The sequence below is a fragment of the Citrobacter amalonaticus genome (genome assembly GCF_018323885.1).
GTDB lineage: Bacteria > Pseudomonadota > Gammaproteobacteria > Enterobacterales > Enterobacteriaceae > Citrobacter_A > Citrobacter_A amalonaticus.
This window is the reverse complement of record NZ_AP024585.1, coordinates 861,236-887,548: the sequence shown is the minus strand read 5'-3', so window position 1 is coordinate 887,548 and position 26,313 is coordinate 861,236. Positions and strand designations below refer to the sequence as shown.

General features: G+C 52.9%; 22 protein-coding genes and 1 pseudogene. 6 read left to right on the top strand and 17 right to left on the bottom strand.

Translation table 11 applies throughout. The features are described 5' to 3' along the window. Positions 1 to 8: 8 nt before the first annotated feature. The 3 genes from ilvD to KI228_RS04305 are packed head-to-tail and all read left to right on the top strand — an operon-like array spanning position 9 to position 3,418. Complete coding sequence (gene ilvD / locus KI228_RS04315) at positions 9 to 1,721, top strand: dihydroxy-acid dehydratase (RefSeq protein WP_061070546.1); 1,713 nt, start codon at positions 9 to 11, stop codon at positions 1,719 to 1,721. Further along, positions 1,718 to 2,626: a dihydrodipicolinate synthase family protein gene (locus KI228_RS04310; RefSeq protein ID WP_061070547.1), complete on the top strand. Its 909-nt coding sequence runs from the start codon at positions 1,718 to 1,720 to the stop codon at positions 2,624 to 2,626. The genes ilvD and KI228_RS04310 overlap by 4 nt, the downstream gene beginning before the upstream one ends. 9 nt (positions 2,627 to 2,635) lie before the next feature. After that, the gene (locus KI228_RS04305; RefSeq protein ID WP_044327545.1) at positions 2,636 to 3,418 is read left to right on the top strand and encodes an SDR family NAD(P)-dependent oxidoreductase; all 783 of its coding nucleotides are present in this window, start codon (positions 2,636 to 2,638) and stop codon (positions 3,416 to 3,418) included. 28 nt (positions 3,419 to 3,446) lie between these two features. Here KI228_RS04305 and ispH read toward each other — a convergent pair whose 3' ends face one another. The 6 genes and pseudogenes from ispH to KI228_RS24270 form a co-directional block, all read right to left on the bottom strand. Beyond that, positions 3,447 to 4,397: a 4-hydroxy-3-methylbut-2-enyl diphosphate reductase gene (gene ispH / locus KI228_RS04300; protein WP_044327544.1), complete on the bottom strand. Its 951-nt coding sequence runs from the start codon at positions 4,395 to 4,397 to the stop codon at positions 3,447 to 3,449. Between the two features lies 1 nt (position 4,398). Further along, positions 4,399 to 4,848 (bottom strand): FKBP-type peptidyl-prolyl cis-trans isomerase, encoded by a 450-nt coding sequence (fkpB, locus tag KI228_RS04295; protein WP_042998001.1) that lies wholly within the window; start codon positions 4,846 to 4,848, stop codon positions 4,399 to 4,401. Positions 4,849 to 4,970: 122 nt separating this feature from the next. Continuing rightward, positions 4,971 to 5,459, bottom strand: coding sequence for a signal peptidase II (gene lspA, locus KI228_RS04290; RefSeq protein WP_042998002.1), 489 nt, complete (start codon positions 5,457 to 5,459; stop codon positions 4,971 to 4,973). Further along, positions 5,459 to 8,275, bottom strand: a complete 2,817-nt coding sequence (gene ileS, locus KI228_RS04285) for an isoleucine--tRNA ligase (protein ID WP_061070712.1) — start codon at positions 8,273 to 8,275, stop codon at positions 5,459 to 5,461. The genes lspA and ileS overlap by 1 nt, the downstream gene beginning before the upstream one ends. A gap of 34 nt (positions 8,276 to 8,309) precedes the next feature. Then, complete coding sequence (ribF, locus tag KI228_RS04280) at positions 8,310 to 9,248, bottom strand: bifunctional riboflavin kinase/FAD synthetase (protein ID WP_061070548.1); 939 nt, start codon at positions 9,246 to 9,248, stop codon at positions 8,310 to 8,312. A gap of 7 nt (positions 9,249 to 9,255) precedes the next feature. Beyond that, a pseudogene (locus KI228_RS24270) lies at positions 9,256 to 9,468 on the bottom strand (DUF2575 domain-containing protein); the annotation flags it as partial. A 108-nt stretch (positions 9,469 to 9,576) separates the two neighbouring features. Here KI228_RS24270 and rpsT point away from each other — a divergent pair. Next, on the top strand, positions 9,577 to 9,840 hold the full coding sequence (gene rpsT / locus KI228_RS04275) for a 30S ribosomal protein S20 (RefSeq protein ID WP_003018940.1): 264 nt from the start codon (positions 9,577 to 9,579) through the stop codon (positions 9,838 to 9,840). A 60-nt stretch (positions 9,841 to 9,900) separates the two neighbouring features. Here the strand turns inward: rpsT and nhaR are convergent, their stop codons facing one another. The 8 genes from nhaR to dnaK form a co-directional block, all read right to left on the bottom strand. Next, on the bottom strand, positions 9,901 to 10,800 hold the full coding sequence (gene nhaR, locus KI228_RS04270; RefSeq protein ID WP_042998004.1) for a transcriptional activator NhaR: 900 nt from the start codon (positions 10,798 to 10,800) through the stop codon (positions 9,901 to 9,903). A gap of 64 nt (positions 10,801 to 10,864) precedes the next feature. After that, positions 10,865 to 12,031 (bottom strand): Na+/H+ antiporter NhaA, encoded by a 1,167-nt coding sequence (gene nhaA / locus KI228_RS04265; RefSeq protein WP_042998005.1) that lies wholly within the window; start codon positions 12,029 to 12,031, stop codon positions 10,865 to 10,867. 132 nt (positions 12,032 to 12,163) lie between these two features. Next, positions 12,164 to 13,426 carry a transposase-like zinc-binding domain-containing protein gene (locus KI228_RS04260; RefSeq protein WP_061070549.1) on the bottom strand — a complete coding sequence of 421 codons (1,263 nt, stop codon included), beginning with the start codon at positions 13,424 to 13,426 and terminating at the stop codon, positions 12,164 to 12,166. 24 nt (positions 13,427 to 13,450) lie between these two features. Beyond that, a complete protein-coding gene (locus tag KI228_RS04255; protein WP_081097280.1) occupies positions 13,451 to 14,650 on the bottom strand; it encodes an anaerobic sulfatase maturase in 1,200 nt (399 codons plus the stop codon). A 96-nt stretch (positions 14,651 to 14,746) separates the two neighbouring features. Then, positions 14,747 to 16,240 carry a sulfatase family protein gene (locus KI228_RS04250; protein WP_061070550.1) on the bottom strand — a complete coding sequence of 498 codons (1,494 nt, stop codon included), beginning with the start codon at positions 16,238 to 16,240 and terminating at the stop codon, positions 14,747 to 14,749. 20 nt (positions 16,241 to 16,260) lie between these two features. Continuing rightward, positions 16,261 to 17,025: an outer membrane protein OmpK gene (locus tag KI228_RS04245; RefSeq protein ID WP_099433612.1), complete on the bottom strand. Its 765-nt coding sequence runs from the start codon at positions 17,023 to 17,025 to the stop codon at positions 16,261 to 16,263. A gap of 351 nt (positions 17,026 to 17,376) precedes the next feature. Next, the gene (dnaJ, locus tag KI228_RS04240; RefSeq protein ID WP_042998009.1) at positions 17,377 to 18,510 is read right to left on the bottom strand and encodes a molecular chaperone DnaJ; all 1,134 of its coding nucleotides are present in this window, start codon (positions 18,508 to 18,510) and stop codon (positions 17,377 to 17,379) included. Positions 18,511 to 18,595: 85 nt separating this feature from the next. Further along, on the bottom strand, positions 18,596 to 20,512 hold the full coding sequence (dnaK, locus tag KI228_RS04235) for a molecular chaperone DnaK (protein ID WP_042998010.1): 1,917 nt from the start codon (positions 20,510 to 20,512) through the stop codon (positions 18,596 to 18,598). A gap of 355 nt (positions 20,513 to 20,867) precedes the next feature. Here dnaK and satP point away from each other — a divergent pair, with 355 nt between their 5' ends. Beyond that, on the top strand, positions 20,868 to 21,434 hold the full coding sequence (satP, locus tag KI228_RS04230) for an acetate uptake transporter (RefSeq protein ID WP_042998011.1): 567 nt from the start codon (positions 20,868 to 20,870) through the stop codon (positions 21,432 to 21,434). Positions 21,435 to 21,469: 35 nt separating this feature from the next. Here satP and KI228_RS04225 read toward each other — a convergent pair whose 3' ends face one another. From KI228_RS04225 to tal, 3 genes are all read right to left on the bottom strand, one after another. Continuing rightward, entirely contained in the window at positions 21,470 to 22,777 is a 1,308-nt protein-coding gene (locus KI228_RS04225; protein ID WP_061070552.1) for an MFS transporter, read from the bottom strand. A gap of 119 nt (positions 22,778 to 22,896) precedes the next feature. Then, positions 22,897 to 23,484: a molybdopterin adenylyltransferase gene (gene mog, locus KI228_RS04220; protein ID WP_042998013.1), complete on the bottom strand. Its 588-nt coding sequence runs from the start codon at positions 23,482 to 23,484 to the stop codon at positions 22,897 to 22,899. 110 nt (positions 23,485 to 23,594) lie between these two features. After that, the gene (gene tal, locus KI228_RS04215) at positions 23,595 to 24,548 is read right to left on the bottom strand and encodes a transaldolase (RefSeq protein WP_042998014.1); all 954 of its coding nucleotides are present in this window, start codon (positions 24,546 to 24,548) and stop codon (positions 23,595 to 23,597) included. Between the two features lie 283 nt (positions 24,549 to 24,831). Between tal and KI228_RS04210 the strand changes: the two genes are divergently transcribed. Beyond that, complete coding sequence (locus KI228_RS04210; RefSeq protein WP_042998015.1) at positions 24,832 to 26,262, top strand: alanine/glycine:cation symporter family protein; 1,431 nt, start codon at positions 24,832 to 24,834, stop codon at positions 26,260 to 26,262. Positions 26,263 to 26,313 lie beyond the last annotated feature (51 nt).

The window sequence follows — 26,313 nt, the reverse complement described above, 5'->3', positions numbered from 1 at the left end:
AGAGTGCTATGAAGAGTGAATGTGGAGGATGTGCCAGTTGCGGCACGCATTTCAGCTCCATCCTCGAGGGTGATGACGGCGCGTTAAAGCGCGCACTCTACAAATCCATGGGCCATACGGACGAACAACTGCGTCGTCCGGTGATTGCCGTGGTGAACAGCTACACCAATGCCACCGCCGGACATGCCAATCTCAATGAACTGACGGCAAACGTGCTGAAAGGCATCGACGAAGCAGGTGGCGTAGGGATGGTCTTCGGCACTATTGCCCCCTGCGACGGTATTGCCGAAGGGCATCTGGGGATGCGCTATATTCTCGCTGCCCGTGAAGTGATCGCTATGTCGATTGAGAGCATGATGCGCGCTCACCGCTTTGATGGCATGGTGTTACTTGGTTCGTGTGACAAAATCGTGCCTGCCATGCTGATGGCCGCCGCGCGTCTGGATATTCCGGCCATTATGGTTAACGGTGGCCCAATGTACCCTGCAGAATACAAGGGCAAGCACTGGGACGGCAATATCGTCACGGAAGCCATCGGCTGGAAAAAACGCGGCGAAATCACCGAAGAAGAGTTTGCCCACATCGAAAATATCGCCGAGCCTGGCCCGGGTTCCTGCACCATGTACGGCACAGCGAACACCATGTGCTGTATCGCGGAAGTGCTGGGTATGAGCCTGCCGGGCAGCAGCACGTTGCCCGCCATTTCGCAGGAACGACGCGACTGTGCAGTAGAAACCGGAAAGCAGGCCGTGACACTGGTGCGCGAAGGAATTAACGCGCGCCAGATAATCACGCCAGAATCCATTCATAACGCCATGGTCTATCTGCTGGCGACCGGCGGCTCCACCAACGCAATTCTCCATCTTCAGGCTATTCATTACGAAGCAGAGTTGGGGCACTTGCCTCTCTCCGCTTTTGACAAACTTAGCCATCAGGTGCCGCTGGTCGCGTCGCTCTATCCGGCTTCGGAACATGACATGATCGATTTCTGGGAAGCGGATGGCGTTCGCGCCGTTGAGCATGAAATTGCTGCGCTGATGAACCGCGATGCGCTGACCGTGGTCGGAAAAACCAAAGCAGAACTGTTGGCGGAAGGACACAAAACCACGCGTCCGGAAGTCATTCGTTCGCTGGCAATCCCGGTACGCAGTGAAGCAGGCGTAGCCGTTCTGCATGGCAATCTGTCACCACTGGGCTGCGTAGTGAAACCCGCCGCCGTCCCTGAAAATTTGATGACCTTCCGTGGCCCGGCGGTAGTATTCAACAGCGAACAGGAATCGGTCGACGCCATCATGTCAGGAAATATTCAGCCGGGCAGCGTGCTGGTGCTCCGCTACGAAGGCCCCAAAGGCGGGCCTGGCATGCCGGAAATGTATAAACCGATGAAGTGCCTCGAAGGAATGGGACTCTCAGATACGTGCGCGCTGATCACCGATGGACGTTTCTCGGGTTCTAACCGTGGTCTGTTCGTCGGCCATATTTCCCCGGAAGCCACGGAAGGCGGTGCACTGGGGTTGGTAGCGGATGGCGATGAAATCTCCATCGACATCCCAACACGTTTGCTCACTCTGCATGTTGATGAAAAGACTCTCACCCAACGCCGTGAAAACTGGAAGCCGGTCTATAAAGAAGTGCCACGCGGTTTTCTACGCCTTTATCGCCGCTGGGCGCTGCCCGCTGCACAGGGCGCGGTACTGGCCGACAGGGAGGAGATGGAATGAGTACGCAATACACCGCCGCAGACATCATCGGCGTGAATCCTATTGTCGCCATGCCGTTTACACCGCAGGGCGAGATCGACGAACGCAGCTTTGTTCGCCTGCTGGAACATCTCGCCACCAGCGGCGCGAATGGGGCAACGCTGTTTGGCATCGCCAGTGAATTTCCCAAGCTGGATGACAGCGAGCGTGATCGTCTGGCGCAACTGATGGTCGGCACCCTGGCGGGTAGTTCGCTGTATCGCGCCTTTTCCGTGACGGATCACAGTACAGAAATTGCTATCAAGCGGGCAAAGCGCTATCAGGCGCTGGGTGCCGATGCACTGATGCTGCTGCCACCGTTTTTTCTCTCGCCCAGCCCTCAGGCGATTCAGGCACATATCTACACGGTACTGGAAGCCGTTGATATTCCGGTGATAGTGCAATATGCGCCAGGCGAAACCGGGTTGCCGATTACGCCGGAACAGCTCGCCGCCGTGGCGGAACGTTATCCACATGCGGTATTTAAAATCGAGTGCAACCCACCTGTGGAATACACCCGCGAATTCCTGCGTCATGCGCCACAAGCCTGCGTTCTGAACGGCTATGCTGGTTTGTATATGTTGCAAATGCTGGACGCGGGCGGCAAAGGTGTGATGCCCGGCTGTTCGTTTACCGAGGTGTATGTGCAGATTTATCGCCACTGGCAAGCAGGCGAAGTTGAGCAGGCGCAGGCTTTGCACCAGCAACTGTTGCCGTTTATTCAGCGCTGGATGAGCCATTGCGAATACATCATTCAGGCGGAAAAAACGCTGCTGATGCAGCGCGGTATTATCGCCAGCGACTACTGTCGCCGTCCTGGCTGGGTGCTTAACACAGTCGATCGACAGGCGATTACCCAACTGATCCATGATTTTAACTTAGCGTAAGGGATAAACATGACCACGCAACATACGCCCCGCGTCGTGCTGGTAACCGGCACCAGCCAGGGCATCGGCGAAGCCATCGCTCGTACCTTTTTGCAACACGGTGATATCGTGATTGGCTGCGCATTTTCCTCTTTGGAGAAAGCCCCCGCCGCCCGTCAGATGCTGGAGGAATTTGCTGGCCGCTATCACTACTTTTCCGTCGATGTGACGCAAACGGCGGCAATCAAACAGTTCGTCATCGATGCGGAGAAGCTGTTTGGACGCATTGATATCGTGGTTTCCAATGCCGGGAAAAACGTGTTCAAAGGTATCGACTGTGAAGAGAGCGACTGGTCGCATAATCTGGATTTGAATCTGCGTTCGCACTGGTATCTGGCGAAATGCGCCCGCCCGGCGCTGCAAAAAAGCCGCGGTGTGATTCTGGTGATCACCTCCAATCACGCATTTTCCACCATGCCCGGCTGTGCGCCGTACAACATTACCAAGCGTGCACTGCTATCGTTAGTGCAAAGTCTGACTATCGAATGGGGACCGGCGATCCGCACCGTCGGTATCGCGCCGGGCTTTATTGATACCGCTGGCAATCAGGCGTGGTTTGACGGGCACCCAGATGCCCGAATTGCCCGGGAAAAAACGGTGAAGAAGCATCCGGTTGGACGCATCGGCAGGCCGGAAGAAGTGGGTGAACTGTGTCTGTTTTTAAGCAGCGAAAAAGCCGGATTTATTGCGGGCACTACTATCGTGATGGACGGGGGACGTAGCGCCATCATGCAGGATGAAGACGACGAATAGCAAAACGGGGAGCCAGGCTCCCCGCATTTTAATCAACCTGCTGAATGTCGAGTCGCAGCTCTTTTGGCACTTCGAAGACAATATTCTCTTCGCGGCCTTCCAGCGGAACCGCTTCGCCGCCGCCGAGTTCCTGTAGGCGAGCGATGACGTTTTGCACCAGAATATCCGGCGCTGACGCGCCTGCAGTCACGCCCACGCATTTCGCCTCTTTCACCCAGGCTTCCTGGATATCGGTCGCATCGTCAATCAGAAATGCCGCTTTCCCCATCCGCTGCGCCAGTTCAGCCAGACGGTTGGAGTTCGATGAGTTTTTTGAGCCCACCACCAGCACAACATCCGCCTGCTCCGCCAGCGCGCGCACCGCTTCCTGACGGTTGGTAGTGGCGTAGCAAATGTCATCTTTACGCGGTCCGACGATTTTCGGGAAGCGCTGACGCAGTGCGTCAATCACGTCTGAGGTATCGTCCACGGAGAGCGTGGTCTGGGTCATAAAGGAGAGCTTGCCTTCGTTTTTCACCTTGAGCGAAAAAACATCTTCCGGCGATTCAACCAGGTACATGCCCCCTGCCGGGTTGCTGTACTGCCCCATTGTGCCTTCCACTTCAGGGTGTCCGGCGTGACCAATCAGGATCGACTCTTCGCCACGACGACTGGCGCGCGCCACTTCCATATGCACTTTGGTTACTAGCGGACAGGTCGCATCAAAGACGGTAAGGTCACGGCCTTTCGCTTCGTTGCGCACCGCCTGAGAGACGCCGTGCGCGGAAAAGATCAGGATCGCGCCGTCTGGCACTTCGCTGATCTGCTCGATGAAAATCGCCCCGCGTTCGCGCAGGCTGTCGACCACGTAGCGGTTATGTACCACTTCATGACGAACGTAAATCGGCGCGCCGTAGATGGCCAGCGCGTTTTCAACAATGCTGATAGCGCGGTCTACACCAGCGCAAAAACCGCGCGGGTTGGCCAACAGGATCTGCATTTTACGCCTCCAGTGCCGGATCGACTTCCAGCACTTCAATATCAAAATGAACGGTATGCCCGGCCAGCGGATGGTTAAAATCGACGGTGATCGAGTCACCGTTGATTTCACGGATCACACCAGGCATCTCACTGCCGTCCATTGCGGTAAAGAGCATAATAGCCCCGATTTCAGGTTCGCCGGCGTCCATAAATTCGCGGCGCGAGAAATACTGAATCAGGTCAGGCGTCGTGATGCCAAACGCGGCATCCGGCTCCAGGGAAAAAGTGGTTTTATCGCCGTCTTTCAGTCCGAGAAGATGTTGCTCCAGTCCTTCAGACAGAGAACCATCCCCCAGGCGAAAAAGCGCGGGCTTGCCGTTATTACGGGTTGACTCTGCGGTGGAGCCATCGTCGAGTTTTAAGGTGAAGTGCACCAGCACCGCACTGTTACTCTGTACTGATTTAGACATGCAGGTTGCTCACTTGTTGTGACTCACCAGTTAGCCCGATGGCACTTGCACTTATCGGGCCTACAAGGATCGCGCTATTTTATAGGCCGGATAAGGCGATTACGCCACCATCCGGCACTGTATTACGCCTGCTTTTTCGGCAGGAATCCTTCCAGGACAATCATTGCAGCGCCGATACAGATCGCACTATCGGCGAGGTTAAACGTAGCAAAATGCCAGTCCCCGACGTAGAAATCGATCATATCGACCACGAAACCATGCCACAGGCGGTCGAACAGGTTCCCCAGCGCGCCGCCAATGATTAGCGCATACGCGATATTATTCAGCTTTTGCGTCGCGCTGGAGCGATACATCATCACCGCCAGAATGACACAGATACCGATCGCGATACCGGCAAAGAACCAGCGCTGCCAGCCGCCGCTATCGGCGAGGAAGCTAAATGCCGCACCATAGTTACGCGCATAATGCAGATTAAGCGACGGGAACAGCGGCACCGTATCCCCCAGAGCAAAATTCTGGAGGATCAGGTACTTGCTGCCCAAATCGATAATCAGCACGACTACCACCAGCCACAGCCAGCGTAGCCCTGTTGAACAAAGAGGCTTACTCATCAGGCAAACTTACGTTTTTCGCCATCACCGGCGATGTTGCTGACACAGCGTCCGCAAATTTCTGCGTGTTCCGCTACCTTGCCGACATCCGTCGTGTAATGCCAGCAACGCGGGCACTTATCACCTTCGGCTTTACTCAGGGCGATTTTCAGCCCTTTGAGCAGTTCGCTCTGCTGCGCATCTGCAGGAGCCCCGGCATAGTCAGCGACTTTCGCCCCGGAGGTCAACAGGACAAATCGTAATTCATCGCCCAGTGCGGTCAGCTTCGCAGCCAGTTCAGGTTCGGCGTACAGGGTGACTGCCGCTTCCAGAGAACCGCCCACTTTCTTATCCGCACGCGCCTGTTCGATCACTTTGTTCACTTCGCCACGCACTTTCAGCAGCTCGTCCCAGAAGCTATCGTTCATCGCTTCGCTGTCCGCCAGACCAAACAAGCCTTCGTACCACTCACCGGTGAAGACATACTGCTCACGAGAACCCGGCAGGTAGCCCCAGATTTCATCTGCGGTGAAGGACATGATCGGCGCCATCCAGCGTACCAGCGCTTCCGCGATATGGTACAGCGCGGTCTGACAGCTGCGACGCGCCCGGCTTTCCGCTTTCGCGGTGTACTGACGGTCTTTGATGATGTCGAGATAGAACGACCCCATTTCGACGGAGCAGAAACGCATCAGGCGCTGTACCACTTCGTGGAAATCGTAGGCTTCGTACGCTTTCAGAATGTCTTCCTGCGCCGCTTTCGCGCAGCCCACCGCCCATCTGTCCAGTACCACCATCTCTTCCGGTTTCACCATGTCTTTCGCCGGATCAAACCCGTTCAGGTTCGCCAGCAGGAAGCGCGCGGTGTTACGGATACGACGATAGCTGTCGGCAGCACGTTTGAGGATCTCATCCGATACCGCCATTTCACCAGTGTAGTCGGTTGATGCCACCCACAGACGCAGAATGTCAGCGCCCAGTTTGTTCATCACATCCTGCGGCGAAACGGTGTTACCGATAGACTTGGACATCTTGCGGCCCTGACCATCGACGGTAAAACCGTGCGTCAGTACCTGGCGATACGGCGCTTTGCCTTTCATCGCGGTAGAGATCATCAGAGACGACATGAACCAGCCACGATGCTGGTCGGAGCCTTCCAGATACATATCCGCAGCATGACCGGCGAACTCCGGGCGGACATCCACGACGGAGGAGTGCGTTGAACCAGAGTCAAACCAGACGTCCAGGGTATCCGGCACTTTCACGTACTGATCGGCTTCGTCACCCAGAATGTCTTTCGGGTCGAGATCCCACCAGGCCTGAATACCGTCAACTTCAACGCGTTTTGCCACTTCTTCCATCAGTTCGATGGCGCGCGGGTGCAGCTCTTCAGTGTCCTTGTGAACGAACAGAGACATCGGCACGCCCCAGGTACGCTGACGAGAAATACACCAGTCAGGACGGTTCGCTACCATCGATTCGATACGCGCCTGACCCCAGTCCGGGATCCACTGCACGCCTTTGATCTCTTTCAGAGACTGCTCGCGCAGACCTTTCTGATCCATGCTGATGAACCACTGCGGGGTTGCACGGAAGATGATAGGTGATTTGTGACGCCAGCAGCACGGATAGCTGTGCTGCATTTTCTCAACGTGCAGCAGCGCACCTTTTTCGGTCAGCAGCGCAACCACAATATCGTTCGCTTTAAAGACGTTCACACCGTCCAGTGTCGGATAAGTACCCGGCAGATAAGCGCCGTCCGGACCTACCGGGTTAGCAACTTCCAGACCGTATTTCTGGCCGATGACATAGTCATCCGGACCATGGCCTGGCGCGGTATGTACCGCGCCAGTACCGGCATCCAGCGTCACGTGATCGCCGAGAATCGCCGGAACGTCGAAGCCCATAAACGGATGGGTAAAGCGCAGCAGTTCAAGCTCCGCCCCTTTTACGGTGGCGAGAACGGTATAGTCTGTCGCGCCAATGCGCTGCATCACGCTTTCAACCAGATCTTTTGCCAGGATCACCGCCTGACCGTCGATTTGTACCAGCGCGTAGTCAAAGTCCGGCGCCACGGAAATCGCGCGGTTTGCCGGCAGCGTCCACGGTGTGGTGGTCCAGATGACCAACGAGATTGGCCCGTTGACATTCGCCACGCCAAATTTTGCCTTCACCGCGTCCTGATCCGCTGCAACAAAGGCCACGTCGATCGACGGAGAGGTTTTGTCGTAGTATTCCACTTCCGCTTCTGCCAGCGCAGAACGGCAGTCTACGCACCAGTGCACCGGTTTCGCGCCTTTATGCAGATGACCATTGCCGATGATTTTGCCCAGCGCGCGGATGATGTTGGCTTCCGTTTTGAAGTCCATCGTCAGATACGGATGCGACCAGTCGCCGAGCACGCCCAGACGGATAAAGTCTTTACGTTGCCCGTCAACCTGAGTTGCAGCGTACTCACGGCACTTCGCACGGAACTCCGCCGCGGTGAATTTTTCGCCCGGCTTGCCGAATTCCTGCTCCACTTTCAGTTCGATCGGCAGACCGTGACAGTCCCAACCCGGAACGTAAGGCGAGTCATATCCCGCGAGTCCTTTGGACTTCACGATAATGTCTTTCAGAATCTTGTTAACCGAGTGACCAATATGAATGCTGCCATTCGCATAAGGAGGGCCATCATGCAGAATGAAGGTTTTTTTGCCTTTTTTGGTCGCACGAATGATGCCGTACAGGTCATCATCAGTCCAACGCGCCAGCATTCCCGGTTCACGCTTGGCGAGATCGCCGCGCATCGGGAACCCTGTTTCCGGCAAATTCAGGGTTGATTTATAGTCACTCATCAGATTCTCGGTTCCGTATTGATTACCCAGGCCTTTAAGCCGGTTTTGATAGCCCAAAAAAATCACGGGCAGTTAATTCATCTCGCGCAATCTGCGCTTTGAGTTCATCCAGCGAAGCAAATCGCTGTTCATTGCGTATTTTTTTACGCAGCACTACATCTATATGGCGACCATAGAGGTCCATTGCAACATCCAGCAGATGCACTTCCAGTTGCTGGCGCACGCCCGAAACCGTCGGACGGGTCCCGATGTTCGCCACGCCGGGCAATGGCTTCTCGCCAAGCCCCATCACTTCTACCGCATAGACCCCTTTTACCGGGGAAACCTGACGACGCAGCGGTAAGTTTGCCGTCGGGAAACCAATGGTGCGCCCGAGTTCATCACCGTGTACAACACGGCCTGAAATGGTAAACGGATGGCCCAACAGGCTTTCGGCGAGGGCCAGGTTGTCCTGTGCCAGCGCCTGACGCACGGCGGTACTGCTGATACGCACGCCGCCGTCGCAGAAGGTTTGGGTGCTGGTAATATCGAAACCATATTCCACACCCGCCTTCTGTAATAACAAGAAATCGCCTTCGCGACCAGCGCCAAAGCGGAAATCATCCCCCACCGCGAGAAATTGCACCCCAAGACGATTCACCAGCAGTTCGCTGATAAAGGTCTGTGCCGTCAGGGCGGCGAAACGGCGGTCAAAGCGCACGCACAGCACGTAATCGACGCCGCATTGCGCGAGATAACGCAATTTTTCACGCAGGCGGGTCAGCCGCGCAGGGGCTTTGTCTGTCGCAAACAGTTCGAGCGGCTGCGGCTCAAAAATCATCACCATCACCGGTAAGCCACGCCTGCGCCCTTCTTCCTGCAAACCTTGCAGCAGCGCACGATGACCACGATGCACGCCGTCGAAATTACCAATAGTCAGCACACACCCGTGTGGGGCCTGACTGAGATTATGTATGCCGCGTATCAGCTTCATGTCTGGCTCAAAACAGTGAAAATCGCCAAAGTATACCTTGTACGGCGGTCAAGGTTAACCGGCGATTGATGTGGCGAAACAGAAAGCAGATGGATTTCATTACCCTGAGGCAAATACCGACCACAAACTGACAAAGCAATTCAATTTTTATCGCTGAAAAGCTGTATTCACAGACCGCAAGCTGGTAGAATCCTGCGCCATCACTACGTAACGAGTGCCGCTAGATTAACGGCGCTTATTTGCACAAATCCATTGACAAAAGAAGGCTAAAAGGGCATATTCCTCGGCCTTTGAATTGTCCATATAGAACACATTTGGGAGTTGGACCTTGGCTAATATCAAATCAGCTAAGAAGCGCGCCGTTCAGTCTGAAAAGGCTCGTAAGCACAACGCAAGCCGTCGCTCTATGATGCGTACTTTCATCAAGAAAGTATACGCAGCTATCGAAGCTGGCGACAAAGCTACTGCACTGAAAGCATTTAACGAAATGCAACCAATCGTGGACCGTCAGGCTGCTAAAGGTCTGATCCACAAAAACAAAGCTGCACGTCATAAAGCTAACCTGACTGCACAGATCAACAAACTGGCTTAATCGCCTGTTGATTGTTGCTTTGTGAAAAAACCCGCGCAAGCGGGTTTTTTTATGTCTGGACTATTTGTTCTGGGGCGTAAATAACGCCGAATAGTTCGTATTACAGATACGCTGTACCGCCGGATGCTGAATCATCCTCTCAGCAAAGATGGCATGGTATTCCTCCATCACATTCTCCACGCGACCAATTTCGACCACCGAATCGTCTGCGTAAAAGTCATGCGCATAGAGCGTCGGGGCCACGAAAATCGCGTTGTGCGTTGCGCCAAAGGCTTTCATCAATGCGGCGTCATCGAACTCTCCCAGAATCTCGACCTTCAGCCCCTGGGAATTAATCCAGTTCAGCAACTTGCGTCCTAACATCGAACGCCGGCCGGGGATCAGCAAACGTCGCTCTTCCAGACAGGCCGGGAAGGATTTTTCCGGTAACGGCTGGGTACACCAGAAGCTCACGCTACACTCGCCAATCTTCACCGAAAACAGCCCTTCCTGTTGCGTCGAGTCAATCGGGCAATCCGAGATAATCATATCCAGCTTATGCTGGCTGAGCTGTTCCAGCAGCATTTCGTGGGTTGATTCAAAACAGCGCAGGTGGATCTGTTCCCCTTCAACGACGGCGGCATCCAGTACGTTGCTGACCAGTCGCTTCGACAGCGCATCCGCCACCCCCACATCAAATAACAGATTGGACTCTTTGCGGTAGTTCACGATATCCAGCATCTCCTGGCTGAGAGTAAACATTTTATCCGCATAGCGAAAAACCAGCTCACCGAGCTCGCTGGGCTCCAGACCTCGCCCCTTACGCTTGAAGAGTTTGCCCTGCAGGCGTTCCTCAAGCGCTTTAATCTGTCCGGTGATAGTTTGCGGCGTTAAATAAAGCGCTTCCGCCGCACCGACCACGGACCCCTCCTTATAGACGTGCCAAAAGTAATAGAGATGGTTGTAATTAATGTGGGACATACACTCTCTCTGATAAATATCACAAAGGGGGAGCCGAACGAGGCTCCCCTGCTAACTCACCCAATCAGACTGACGGGCGTAAACGTGCGCGCAGCAAGCTGTAGCCAATCACCGCTGACAGCAAGGAGCCAATCAGGATCCCCAGCTTCGCCCAGTTAATCAGCTCCGGATCCACGCTGCCAAAGGCCAGGCTGGCGATAAAGATCGACATCGTAAAACCAATGCCGCACAGGATGCCGACCGCCATGATTTGCGGGAATGAGGTTCCTTCCGGCAGTTGCGCCAGCTTCAGACGCAGCGCCAACCAACAGAACAGGCTGATCCCCAGCGGCTTACCTACCAGCAGGCCCGCAATAATGCCGAGCGGCAGAATGGACGTCAGTCCGTCCATCGTCACGCCCTGCAATGAAACGCCCGCATTGGCAAAAGCAAACAGCGGCAGGATCAGATACGCCACCCACGGATGCAGAACATGTTCCAGACGCTTTGCCGGGGAACGCCCGTGTTTCTCTTTCAATGGAATGAAAAAGCCGACGATCACCCCTGCCAGCGTCGCATGGACGCCGGATTTCAGCACCGCGGTCCACAGTATTGCGCCAATGAGGATGTACACCCCCGTGCGCCGGACGCCGCACAGATTCAGAATCGCCAGCAATGCTATGGCGAACGCCGCAACGCCCAGCGAAACCATCGACAGATCGTTGGTATAAAACAGAGCAATAATGACTATCGCGCCGAGATCGTCGATTATCGCCAGCGCCATCAGGAAAATTTTCAACGCCAACGGCACCCGACTGCCGAGCAGCGCCAGAACGCCCAGTGCAAACGCAATATCCGTGGCGGCCGGGATCGCCCAGCCTTCGCGAGTGATCGGATCGGCATAGTTGAAGGCCAGGTACAGCAGCGCCGGGACAATCATTCCGCCGATGGCAGCAATCACCGGGAAAGCCGCCTGACGCAGACTCGCCAGTGAGCCCTGCATCAGCTCACGCTTAACCTCAAGGCCAATCAACAGGAAAAACACTGCCATCAGGGCGTCATTGATCCATAACAGCATGTTTTTATTGATCTCAAGCGCACCAACGCGCAGTTGGACAGGCGTCTCGAGAAAGGCGTGGTACCATCCACTGGTTACACCCATGTTGGCCATCAGCATGGCCAGTGCGGCGGCGATGATAAGAATGATGCCCCCAGAGGCATCACTGCTGAAGAAACGATGCAGATGTTTCACTTTTTATTCTCTCTATAAGGTGAATACTTCGTAATTACTATCATACTCCTCACAACTCATCGTTAAAATTAGATTATATATGGTTAAACGATCGGTTTTTTCGAGTGAATTGTGTCATGAAGTATGACGGAATCAGCGATCGTACTGTTCGTTGCACAGACGATTGAAGGTGTAGCGGAGGTAGTCCAGCGTGGCGGTGACATTGGCTGGGGACATACGATTAAGCTGCGGTAGAAACGGATGATTATTGATGTATTGAATGAACGCCGTTGCGCCAGCAAGCGTGGCATAGCGCAACATGCTCGTTTTTTTAGTACCGGTGAGATTACATATCGCCAGTGCATAATCCCGGGTAGAAAAGGTGCGCCAGACATTGTTACGAATACCGCCACTCTGAAACATTCGGTACGGAATGTCGTTTTGCCGCGCTGAACACCCTCTTTCTCTCACAAAGGAAATATGGCAACGGCCTTGCTGAACATGCTGCAAATTCGCCATCAGGCATCCACCAAAGATAAAACATTCCTGTTCTATGTAATGTTGAACGTTGAGGGAACGTTCATCCGTCAACGCTTTCACTAACTCAAAATGTCGGTAAGCAGGCAGAACCGGTTTGACCAACATCCCTGGATCGTTTTTATGCAGCGACGCGGGGCCATAGTCCACATCGAATAAGATATTGCGGCGCATGATGATCAGCTCTTTACGCTGGACGAGATGCGTTAATGTGCCGGGTGCGAGGCGCTCTTCATAATAAGATGTGTACCGGTATTCGTCTTCTACAGGCAGCGTTGAATAATTCGTGGTGACGGCAATCACCCTGCCACTGTTCTCCTCTGCCGTGACCAGAACATACAAACAGCCGTCGCCGCCGTTAAACTTTACCCGAAAAGCACGGGTACTCATGATTAAATCCAATTTTTGGAAAATATACGCACGTTCCACCTGATTCGACTGGCGGGATAATTTTTGTAATAGCCGGTTCAGGCCCGTGCTATCGAGCGTTAACGAGGTACGAATATCTGCCAGCGAGTGTCCTTCTTGAATAAGCCTGGCGAGCGCTTCCTGGCGAGGATCGGTTTTATCCCCAACGGGAGAAATAAAAGTTTTATGGCACTGGAGACAATAGAGCCGCGGCGCTCCCTGTGTGGAAAAGCCATATTTCTTTAATGTGGCCCCTCCACAGCCCGGGCAAACTTTAATCAGACCTGACCATAGCTGATTAGCCGATTGGCGAAAAAGGTTCAGTGAACGTTCAGAAATCAGAGGGAACAAAAATCCACACGCACGACACAGGACATATTTCCCCTGCACCGAATAGTCAGGGCTATTCAACACGCCGAGGTTTTTACAGCCTGACGTTTTGCATGCATCGACATTAATACGTGAAAACATATTCACTCCCTGCGAATATCGCCTTCAAGCGAATAACGATTTTATCTCTGAAGGTGAAATACCTTTTTCATAGAGCGCTTTCATTGATTTCATTGCGGGTGCGGTGTGGGCAAAAAAGGCCTGGTAGCCCGCGCACAGGTAGTTTTGTGCAAAAGAGCCGAAGTCGGTCGGCAAAAAGCGGTGCTTAGGACAGCCGCCGTGACAGGCAAACTGCCACGGACAGGAATGGCACTCCTGCGCCATGGTTCGACGCTTCTCATCGCCAAACCGCATATTTTGCTCACTGTTATTCATCGCACGCAGTGTCGTGTTCTTAATATTTCCCAACGCGTACTGCGGATAAACAAAGTGATCGCAGTTATAGACATCACCGTTCATTTCCATTGCAAAAGCACTGCCACACGTTGGAGAAAATACGCATACCTGCGGCGGCAACCCACACCAGGCCGCCAGCGTCTGCTCAAATAACTGTATACCGATATCGCCAATATCCTGACGGAGCCAGACATCAAAAATGGCATTAAGAAACTGGCCAAATGCCAGGGATTCAACAAACCATGGCATCACTGCGGCTTGCTTATCCGCAGGCGTCGCCAGCATCGAATTATTACTGGCAGACCTTCGTTCGACCAGTGGAATAAACTGCATATAGCGACTCCCGATACTTTTCAGAAACTGATAGACCAGGAGTGGATGGTGCATATTCGTGCCGTTCACCACCGTGAGCGTATTAAATTCAACATCATGGCGCACCAGACATTGAAGCGCCCGGACAACGTTAGCATGCGTCGATTTGCCGGCACGCGTCACCCGCCATTCATCATGCAATGCAGCATCACCATCAATAGAGATGCCGACCAGAAAATCCTGTTGCCTGAAAAAACGCGCCCATGCATCGTCGATCAAAATGCCGTTCGTCTGAAAGGTATTAATGATTGTTTTTCCGGCCGCATAACGCTGCTGGAGTTCAACGGCCCGTCGATAAAACGCAATCCCCATCAGCGTAGGCTCTCCTCCCTGCCACGCAAAAATAACGTCATCCACATCCTGTGCGGCGATATGCTGTTTGACGAATAATTCAAGTATCTCATCTGACATTCTGTAATGACTTTTTCTATCGGGATAGAGCTTCTCTTTCTCCAGATAAAAACAGTATTTACAGTCCAGATTGCAGACCGATCCTGTTGGTTTCACCATGACCTGACAGCTTTTTCTTTGCATCACCAGACCCATTAATAAAATGACCTGATTCAGCACGATGTACTGAATCAGGCGGGCAGCGCCCTAAGTGGCATACTTACTGTTCTTATTATTCGTCCATTAACTCCAGGTAACCGGTGTCGGTTTATCACCGCGAGCCTTCATTAAAGAATCGTTATCAATGTTCTGTTTATATTTCAGGAATTCGCCATACATTCTTTTTTCGATTTCAGGCTGTTTACCCAACTGATTAAGCGTCTCGGAACGATACTTTTTCAGGTTATAAAGATACTTGGGTTTATTTTCACGATCGATGATCATTTTCCAGTCGCCATCCCGAATCGCCCATTCATCGGTCGGATCATCCTGTAAAGGCATATCAATACCAAAGATCATCGGTTTTTCGCGTTTTAAGGTTTTATGCGCCAGTACGGGAGCCAGGGATTGCCCGTCATAAGTACGATCGGTTGGCAGTTTAAAATTCATCATGCTTGCCAGCGTCGGCAGCCAGTCAAGACCGTAAGCCGGTGTATCCGTGACCATTCCCTGTGGAAGATGATTGCCATACTTAATGATTGCCGGAACACGAATCCCACCTTCCCACAGGTTATCTTTACGGCCACGTAACCCATCCGTCTCACCCGCGAGATTCAGTTCATATATTTTACGCGCCTCACGCGTCACCGGGCCGTTATCGCTGGTAAAAATCACAATGGTGTTCTCTTCTTCACCCATTGCTTTTATCTTATCCAGCACTTTACCGACCTGGGCATCCAGGTAACTGATGTTCGCGTAATATTCTCCCGTGCCGCGCCAGGGTTTATCCGCCCAGTCACCGTAGAACTCCTCCGGATGCTGTTTCTGATAAGCGCTCATATACTGCGAATACATATCGAGGTATTTTTTCGGAGAAGCCAACGGGCTGTGTACCTCCGTAAAGGCGACATACAAGAAAAACGGATTATCATCTTTTTTGTTATCCAGCCAGTTAACCGCTTCTGAACTGACCAGTTCACCGCTGTAAGTTTCCGCTCGACCAATGGGTTTGCCATTACGCAAAAATCCGGTCGGATACACCATGCCGTTACGCGGTCGTTCTTTTGCATTATCTAACGTGGAATCTGTCACGAACCCCACCGCATTCACCAGACTGTAGTCAAAGCCCATATCTTTTGCCTGCGGCTGATCGGTACGCTCACCTCCCGCATTGAGGTGTAATTTCCCCATCATCGCCGTGTCATAACCCTGCTGCTTTAACAGGTTGGCAATCGTCAGTTCGTTACGGCCCAGTGCGACATTTTTTCCTTCCGGGATCCAGGAGCGGATCCCGGTGCGAAATGGCATTCGTCCGGTTAATAACCCGGCCCGAGAAGGAGAACACAACGGAGCGGGCGCATAGTAGTCGGTGAATTTCACCCCGTCCTGCGCCAGTTTGTCGATATTAGGAGTTTTTACGATTTGATGTCCATAAGTGGCCAAATCACCATAGCCCAGATCATCAGCCATAATAATGACCAGATTAGGCCGTTTATCCAACGCCGCCTGCACGGTTTGCAATGTGCTTCCGGCACATAACGCCAGACCAATCATACTGGCAACGATTGTTCTTTTCATTTCAACTCCTTTGCCTTTTATTAAAATTCATATCCGACCATATAAATCATCTGGTCACCGAAACCGTCGTAACCTAATTTATTTTCGAAATAACGCCAGGTGACCGTCGCCTTCCAGCAGGGATAGAATTTCCATGCCAGCGTCAGACCGCCATTAATGCCATAGTTACCATATTGCTGTTCCGCGTAAGCGTTATTGCGATCGAATTCAATTTCATTCCAGTTTGAGAGAACGAATTTCTCCTCAAGAAGCGTAAAATTATAGGCCGCAGTCCATCCCAGCACATAACCGTTCCAGCCACTGGTTTGCCCGTATTTCTGCGAAACATAATCGCCAGATTGATTATGTAATCCAATATACGGTTTAAAGAACCCCCAATTACCTGTCCAGCCGAGATAGCCCAGGCCATAAAACATATCAAGGTCATCGCCCCAGGTGTTTTCCCACTGACCATAAAGTTTGCCGAAGAAGGTATAGTTGGAATCAAACAGGCGGACATGGGTCATGGCTGATACCGTATGGTTACGCCCGGCAACAGAGTGATTTAAGACATTGCTTTCATAAAATGAATAAAACTCAGCCTCTTTAAAATTGATACCGAAATCTGCTGTCGCTTTCCAGACTTCGCCACGATGAACATTGACAAACCCGCTATTCCAGTCAGCATAACCCGCATTAATTGAACCGAACGCATTTTTATATTCCAGCGCCTGTGCGGAGTGGCTAAAAAGAGAAGGCGCAGCCAGCACCAGACTGGTTAATAATACGTTTTTTATCCGAGGCATTTAATCTATTCCTCATAGCTATATTTTATTCCGCAGTAAAACCCCTTTACCACGGCGACAAATACTAACTGAACAGAATCGAAGAAGAGTGATGTAAATCTCACATCAGAAGAGTTAAAGCCTGCCAAAAACAAGGTGTCAAAAAATGTTGTTTTAGAGATGCTAAGTCCATCACTTTTAATAAAGACTCATTTATTATTTTATTCTGGTGCCGTATACCTGTTTATTCAGCTTGTTATAAAAATCACATTCATTTTTATAAACAAACAGTGGGGTCCAGATAATAAAAAACCGGTATCCCCTCACAGGGAATACCGGTTTTTACTCAATGAGAACGTCGTTAGCCAGTGATTAGCGGGTCAAATCGTCAAAGAACTTTTTCACACCGTCAAAGAAACTCTTGGAGCGCGGGCTGTTATTTTCGCCGGTTGGGCCGCCAAAGCTTTCCTGCAGGTCTTTCAGCAGTTGTTTCTGCTTCTCGTTCAGACCGACCGGTGTTTCGACCACGACGCGGCACAACAAATCGCCCTGCGCGCCACCACGGACTGACTTCACGCCTTTGCCACGCATGCGGAACAGTTTTCCGGTCTGCGTTTCGCTGGGCACTTTCAACTTCACGCGGCCATCCAGCGTCGGAACTTCAATCTCACCGCCAAGTGCAGCCATCGCAAAGTTAATCGGCACTTCACAGTACAGGTTGTTACCTTCACGTTCGAAGATCGGGTGCTGTTTCACCTGAACCTGAACGTACAGGTCCCCTGCCGGTGCGCCGTGCTCGCCAGCTTCACCTTCGCCTGAAAGACGAATGCGGTCGCCGGTATCCACGCCAGCCGGGATTTTAACCGACAGCGTTTTGCTCTTCTCGACGCGACCATGGCCGTGGCACTTGTTGCACGGATCTTTGATCAGCGTACCGCGTCCCTGACAGTGCGGACAGGTTTGCTGAACCGCGAAGAACCCCTGGCGCATCTGCACCTGACCGGAACCATGACAGGTCGGACAGGTCTGCGGCTGAGTCCCCGCTTTCGCGCCACTGCCGTGGCAAACATCACACTCTTCCAGCGTCGGAATGCGGATCTCTTTGGTCACGCCACGTACGGCTTCTTCCAGGGTGAGATCCATGTTGTAACGTAAATCGGCCCCACGCGCAGCACGTTGACGACCCCGACCACCGCCAAAGATATCGCCAAAAACGTCACCAAAGATATCGCTGAAGTCAGCGCCGCCGCCAAAACCGCCGCCGCCACCCATACCGCCTTGCTCAAACGCAGCATGTCCGTACTGGTCGTAAGCGGCGCGTTTTTGCGAGTCGGTCAGGACTTCATACGCTTCTTTGATCTCTTTAAACTTGGCTTCGGCCTCTTTATCACCCTGATTACGGTCTGGGTGAAATTTCATGGCCAGGCGCTTGTAGGCCTTTTTGATTTCACGCTCTTCCGCTGATTTGGAAACGCCTAAAATCTCGTAATAGTCTTGCTTAGCCATCTCTTTTTATCTGCCCTTAACATGCATGCACGGGCGGAGAGGAAACCTCTTCGCCCGTGCCAGTAATTACCCGTTCAAAGGGCGATTATTTTTTGTCTTTCACTTCTTCAAACTCAGCGTCGACAACATCATCATCTTTCGCGTTGTTTGTGGAAGCGTCAGCGGAACCTGCCTGCTGCTGCGCGTGCTGCTGCTGAGCGATTTCCATCAGTTTCTGGGAAACCTGCGCCAGCTCCTGCATCTTCGCTTCGATAGCCGCTTTGTCTTCACCTTTCAGCGCCGTTTCCAGTGCGCTCAGTGCAGACTCGATAGCGGTTTTGTCGTCAGCTGGCAGTTGTTCGCCGGCTTCCTCAACCTGCTTGCGAGTGCTGTGCAACAGATGGTCACCCTGGTTGCGGGTCTGAACCAGCTCTTCGAACTTACGGTCAGACTCGGCGTTCGCTTCCGCTTCGCGAACCATTTTCTGAATTTCTTCTTCATTCAGACCAGAAGACGCCTTGATGGTGATCTTCTGCTCTTTACCGCTGTTTTTGTCTTTCGCGGAAACGTGCAGGATACCGTCAGCATCGATATCGAAGGTCACTTCGATCTGCGGCATGCCGCGCGGTGCCGGGTTGATTCCATCCAGGTTGAACTGACCCAGAGATTTGTTATCAGACGCACGTTTACGTTCACCCTGCAGCACATGGATGGTTACCGCAGACTGGTTGTCTTCCGCAGTAGAGAACACCTGGCTGTGCTTGGTCGGGATAGTGGTGTTTTTGGAGATCAGCGCCGTCATCACACCACCCATGGTTTCGATACCCAGAGACAGCGGGGTAACGTCCAGCAGCAGTACGTCTTTCACATCACCGGTCAATACACCACCCTGAACGGCAGCACCGATCGCCACGGCTTCGTCCGGGTTCACGTCTTTACGCGGTTCTTTACCAAAGAACTCAGCTACTTTCTTCTGCACCATTGGCATACGCGTCTGACCACCCACGAGGATAACGTCGTTGATATCAGATACGGACAGGCCAGCGTCCTGCAGAGCGACTTTCAGCGGCTCGATGGAACGGTTCACCAGATCTTCGACCAGGCTTTCCAGTTTCGCGCGAGTCACTTTGATATTCATGTGTTTCGGACCGGTGGCATCTGCAGTGATGTACGGCAGGTTCACGTCGGTCTGCTGCGCAGAAGAAAGCTCGATTTTCGCTTTTTCTGCCGCTTCTTTCAGGCGCTGCATAGCCAGCGGATCGTTACGCAGGTCAATGCCCTGATCTTTCTTAAATTCTTCAACCAGATAGTTGATCATACGGCTGTCGAAGTCTTCACCACCCAGGTGGGTATCACCGTTGGTTGCCAGAACTTCGAAGGTTTTTTCGCCATCAACTTCGTCGATTTCGATAATAGAGATATCGAAAGTACCACCACCGAGGTCGTAAACCGCGATAGTACGGTTACCGACTTCTTTATCCAGACCGTATGCCAGCGCAGCGGCAGTCGGTTCGTTGATGATACGTTTCACTTCCAGACCTGCGATACGACCGGCGTCTTTGGTTGCCTGACGCTGAGCATCGTTAAAGTAAGCAGGTACAGTGATAACCGCTTCCGTTACCGGTTCACCCAGGTAATCTTCAGCCGTTTTCTTCATTTTCTTCAGCACTTCAGCCGAGATCTGCGGCGGTGCCATTTTCTGACCTTTCACATCCAGCCATGCGTCGCCGTTGTCGGCGCCAATGATTTTGTACGGCATGATGGAAACATCACGTTGAACTTCTTCGTCCTGGAAGCGGCGGCCAATCAGGCGTTTAATCGCAAACAGGGTGTTTTGCGGGTTTGTCACTGCCTGACGTTTAGCCGGCTGACCAACCAGAGTTTCACCATCCTGGGTATAAGCAATGATAGAAGGCGTGGTGCGATCGCCCTCGGCGTTCTCCAGCACACGTGCAGTAGTGCCGTCCATAATCGCTACACAAGAGTTGGTAGTACCCAGGTCGATACCAATAATTTTACCCATCTAAACGTCTCCACTAAAAATTCGGTCAACATGTGGTTGTGAGTCTGTAATAAGGGCGAAACGTGCGGTTTCAACTACCCTGATTCGTTTTTTTTCAGACTCACCACTGCGGTTGACTACTAAGTGGGGTCGTAACCCACTTCATCAAGGGGGGAATGAAAAAAATTTTTGCTTTTGTTGAAATAAATCGCCTGGATGATGTGTGATGGCGATCACGGCAGAAATTCACTCTTTTCCCCCGATGAGATCATAGACAGCCCCTTCTCTCCTGATTATTATGCCGCGCCCCGAACGGCGTCATGTTTTAGCGGGGATAACTATTTCACCATTCAATTAATGATGATCTTGAGGATTTATGGGCAACACTAAGTTGGCTAACCCGGCACCGCTGGGCCTGATGGGCTTCGGCATGACCACCATTCTGCTTAACCTGCATAACGCGGGTTTCTTCGCTCTTGACGGTATTATTCTCGCGATGGGAATTTTCTACGGCGGTATCGCGCAAATTTTTGCCGGCCTGCTGGAATACAAAAAAGGGAATACCTTCGGTTTGACCGCTTTCACCTCTTACGGCTCGTTCTGGCTGACGCTGGTCGCGATCCTGCTGATGCCGAAAATGGGTCTGACAGAAGCGCCGAATGCCCAGTTCCTTGGCGCCTACCTGGGCCTGTGGGGCGTATTCACACTGTTTATGTTCTTCGGTACGCTGACGGGCGCACGCATGCTGCAGTTCGTGTTCCTGAGCCTGACGGTTCTGTTCGCTCTGTTGGCTGTGGGTAACATCGCGGGTAACGAAGCCGTGATCCACTTTGCCGGCTGGGTTGGCTTAGTGTGTGGCGCCAGCGCCATTTACCTGGCGATGGGCGAAGTGCTGAACGAACAGTTTGGCCGTACCATTCTGCCGATTGGTGAAAAACACTGATTCATCAGTATCCCCCCGCTAAGGGGGGATCATTATTACGGCTGTTGTAGCTCAGCCTGCATTTCCGTATCGCGATAATACATGTCCTGTCGCAACCAAATTCCCAGTCCCAATCCCACCAGCGACAACGCCAGCACATACCAGCCTGGAGCCATCGGCGAGACGCTCATCAGCAATGTGACGACAATCGGCGTCAGCCCACCGAAAATGGCATAAGAAACATTGTAGGAAAATGAAATGCCGGTAAAGCGGACTTCCGCAGGAAACGCGCGCACCATCACGTATGGCACTGCGCCCACCACTCCCACACACAGACCCACCAGCCCATAAAGCAGGAACAGATATTGCGGATGTGTGCCCGCCAGGTGGTAGAACAACCCGCTCGAACAAGCCAATAACAGGCTGCCAACAATAAAGGTTTTGCTGGCGCCAACGCGGTCGACAATAAAGCCCGCCAACAGGCAACCCATGCAAAGCATAATGGTCGCCACGCTGTTTGCCTGCAACGTCAGGGCTGGGGCTAGTCCGTACTGCTTTTGCAGCCAGACTGGCGACATTAAAATCACCACCACGATCCCTGCGGAGAGCAGCCAGGTCAGAAGCATGGAGATCACCACTGCCTTCTGATGTTTCACGATGACCGACTTCACCGGCAGTTCCTGCGCCAGCGTCTTACGCTGCTGCATCTCCAGAAAGATCGGCGTTTCCTGTAACCAACGGCGTAAATACATCGCCACCAGCCCAAAAATCCCACCCAACAAGAACGGAATTCGCCAGCCATAGTCATGCACGGCCTGTTGCGTTAAAAGGGTATTCACCTGAGTGGCTACTACGGAACCCAGCAGGATCCCCACCGTCAGACCCGCCGTTAGCGTTCCGCAGGCAATGCCGATACGACGTTCGGGAACGTGCTCGGCCACAAACACCCATGCACCCGGAACTTCACCGCCAATCGCCGCCCCCTGCAAAATACGCATCAGCAGCAACAATAGCGGCGCAATAATTCCCATAGAGGCGTACGTTGGCAGCAGACCAATCGCCAGCGTGGGAACCGCCATCAACAAAATGCTCAGGGTGAACATCTTTTTGCGCCCGACCAGATCGCCAAAGTGCGCCATGATGATGCCGCCTAACGGACGCGCCAGATATCCGGCAGCGAAGATGCCAAAGGTTTGAACCTGACGTAGCCATTCGGGAATATCAGCGGGGAAAAACAACTCCCCTACCACTGCAGCGAAAAAGACAAAGATAATAAAATCATAAAACTCAAGCGCGCCGCCAAGGGCGGCCAGCGTCAGCGTTTTGTAATCCTGGCGATTCAGGGGGCGTGTATGTTGTGACATAGCGAACCATAAGTCAGTGGAGCATTGTTATGAACGACACATGTAAAGTAAAACTTACTATATCGTAAACAAATCAACACGCCACTTTCACCGCCGCTTATCTTACGAAAAGACTAATTTCAGGCGTTTATTTCACGTCTTGCGCTTTTCGGGCGAAAAGATGCTACGATTTCCGGCGCGGTTTCCACATACGGCCCTTCGAGAAGCTGTATACAATACGGTACACTTGCGAAGATACCCGCCACAACGACATTCCCTTCGGCATCCTTCACGCCTTCCAGAGTCTCTTTAATGGATTTCGGCTGGCCCGGTAAATTGAGGATTAACGCCTGCTTGCGAATCACCCCGACCTGGCGCGACAGGATCGCCGTCGGTACAAAGTGCAGGCTAATCTGCCGCATCTGTTCGCCAAAACCAGGCATCTGGCGATCGGCAACTGCGAGGGTCGCATCCGGCGTCACATCACGACGCGCAGGACCGGTGCCGCCAGTGGTCAGCACCAGATGGCAACTCATCTCGTCCACCAGCTCACACAGCGTTTGTTCGATGATGGCCTGCTCGTCAGGAATCAAGCGTGTCTGCACCTCAAAAGGGGTGGTCAGCGCCGTCGATAGCCACTCTTCCAGCGCCGGAATACCTTTATCCTGATAGACACCGCTGGAGGCGCGGTCAGAAATGGAAACTAAGCCAATACGTAAGGTGTTCATGATTATTCCATTTAAACAGTCTCGTTAAACAGAATGATACACTGCGAAGGGAAGGACAGACAGGGTTGAGAAGAGGTAGCGTGACCGGCGTACCGGTCACGCATCAATGATTACAGCAGGTCGCCGATCATTTTTTCCAGTTTTTCCTGGTCAACAGCAAACTTACGGATACCGTCCGCCAGCTTGTCTACCGCCATGGGATCCTGGTTGTGCTGCCACAGGAACTCAGACTCGGTGATGCGTTCCGGACGCGCTTTCACTTCGCCAGAGAAGGACAGTTTACGCTCGATAGCCCCTTCGCTTTCCGCCAGCTCTTTCAGCAGCGCCGGTGCGATGGTCAGGCGATCGCAGCCAGCCAGCTCAAGAATTTCACCGATGTTACGGAAGCTTGCGCCCATCACAACGGTCTCGTAGCCGTGCTGTTTGTAGTATTCGTAGATCTCCGTTACAGAAACCACGCCCGGATCTTCCGCCGGCGCATACTCTTTCTTGTCGGTATTGGATTTATACCAGTCAAGAATACGGCCCACGAACGGAGAGATCAGGAATACGCCCGCTTCAGCACAAGCTCGCGCCTGCGCAAAGGAGAACAGCAGCGTCAGGTTACAGTTGATGCCTTCTTTTTCCAGCTGCTCAGCAGCGCGGATGCCCTGCCAGGTTGAAGCCAGTTTGATCAGAATGCGATCGTTACTGATGCCTGCGTCGTTATACAGCTTGATGATGCGTTTCGCTTTGGCGATAGAGGCATCGGTGTCATAAGACAGGCGAGCATCCACTTCCGTGGAGATACGACCCGGGACCAGTTTCAGGATCTCCAGACCGATGTTTACGGCCAGTTTGTCGGTAGCGTCAACAATCTGCTGCGCGCGGTCATTGCTCTGCTGCTTAGCCCACGTCACGGCGTCATCAATCAGCTTACGGTATTCCGGGATCTGCGCTGCGTTAAGAATGAGAGAAGGGTTGGTTGTGGCATCCTGCGGCTGATACAGCTTCATTGCCGCGATGTCTCCGGTGTCGGCCACCACGGTGGTGAACTGACGAAGGGAGGTCAATTTGTCCGTCATGATAGTGTTTCTCTTTAAACAGCTTGTTAGGGGGATGTAACCGGTCTGCCCTGATGATAACACGACGTTGTGACAGCGCAACCGCAGACAATGCGCTTATCCCCATGAGGGCATCTGCGGACAATTTCTGGTCCGGGCTTGATGTGACGCGCCATTCCGGTACACAACCTCATGTATACTACTCGGCCGCTATCAATTGTCCGGCAGCGTATATACTATTCGACAATTGGTAACGCTTACACAGGGTTGTTACAGCGTACCGGCAGCAACAAGAGGGATGTTAATGCCTGATTTTTTCACGTTCATTAATGATGTGCTCTGGGGATCGGTAATGATCTACCTGCTCTTCGGAGCAGGGTGTTGGTTTACCTGGCGCACAGGCTTCGTCCAGTTTCGCTATATCCGCCAGGTTGGCAGAAGTCTGAAAAACAGCATTAACCCGCAGCCGGGAGGATTAACCTCTTTTCAGTCACTCTGCACCGGCCTTGCCGCCCGTATCGGTAGTGGTAACCTGGCGGGTGTGGCGCTGGCCATTACCGCAGGTGGACCAGGTGCGGTGTTCTGGATGTGGATCGCCGCCATCATTGGGATGGCGACCTCATTTGCTGAATGTGCCCTCGCACAACTCTACAAAGAACGCGATCGCCACGGTCAGTTTCGCGGTGGCCCCGCCTGGTATATGGCACGTGGTTTAGGCATGCGCTGGATGGGCGTGTTATTCGCCATCTTTTTGCTGATCGCCTACGGCCTGGTGTTCAACAGTGTGCAGGCCAACTCCGTATCCCGTGCTCTCAAATTCGCGTTTGATTTCCCTCCGGTTGCCACCGGTATTGTCATGGCGATTGCCGCCCTGTTGGTTATCGTCCGCGGGATCAAAGGCGTGGCGCGGATGATGCAGTGGTTTGTCCCTGTGATGGCGTTGATGTGGGTGGTCACCAGCCTGGTGGTTTGTCTGATCAACATCGACCAACTGCCGGACATCATCATTTCTATCGTCAAAAGCGCATTTGGCTGGCAAGAAGCGGCGGGCGGCGTGGCGGGGTATACGCTGAGTCAGGCGATCACCAGCGGTTTTCAACGCAGTATGTTCTCCAATGAAGCCGGAATGGGCTCAACGCCTAACGCTGCTGCCGCAGCAGCATCCTGGCCGCCGCACCCTGCGGCACAGGGGATCGTGCAGATGATCGGCATTTTTATCGATACGCTGATCGTCTGTAGCGCAACGGCAATGTTGGTTTTACTGGCCGGTAACGACGCCACCTATGCGCCGATGGAAGGGATCCAACTGGTGCAGAAAGCGATGAATACACTGGTCGGAGAGTGGGGCGCGGCATTCGTCGCAGTCATTGTGATTCTGTTTGCCTTCAGCTCTATTGTGGTTAACTACATTTATGCGGAAAACAATCTGTACTTTCTGAAGCTGGACAATAAGCGCTTCATCTGGGCTTTACGCATTACCTCCTGTTCAACCGTCGTGGTCGGCACCTTGCTTAGCTTCCCGCTGCTGTGGCAACTGGCGGATATCATCATGGCCTGCATGGCGATCACTAACCTGACGGCAATATTGTTGCTCTCTCCGGTGGTGCGTACCCTGGCCAGCGACTACTTGCGTCAGCGTAAACTCGGCGTTCGCCCGGTCTTTGATCCACTGCGTTACCCGGACATCGGACAGCAACTGGCACCAGATGCCTGGGATGACATACCGCGAGACTAATCGCAACTATCGATCAACTCAGTCGTGTTTTTTGCTACAGTCGCAGTAAAT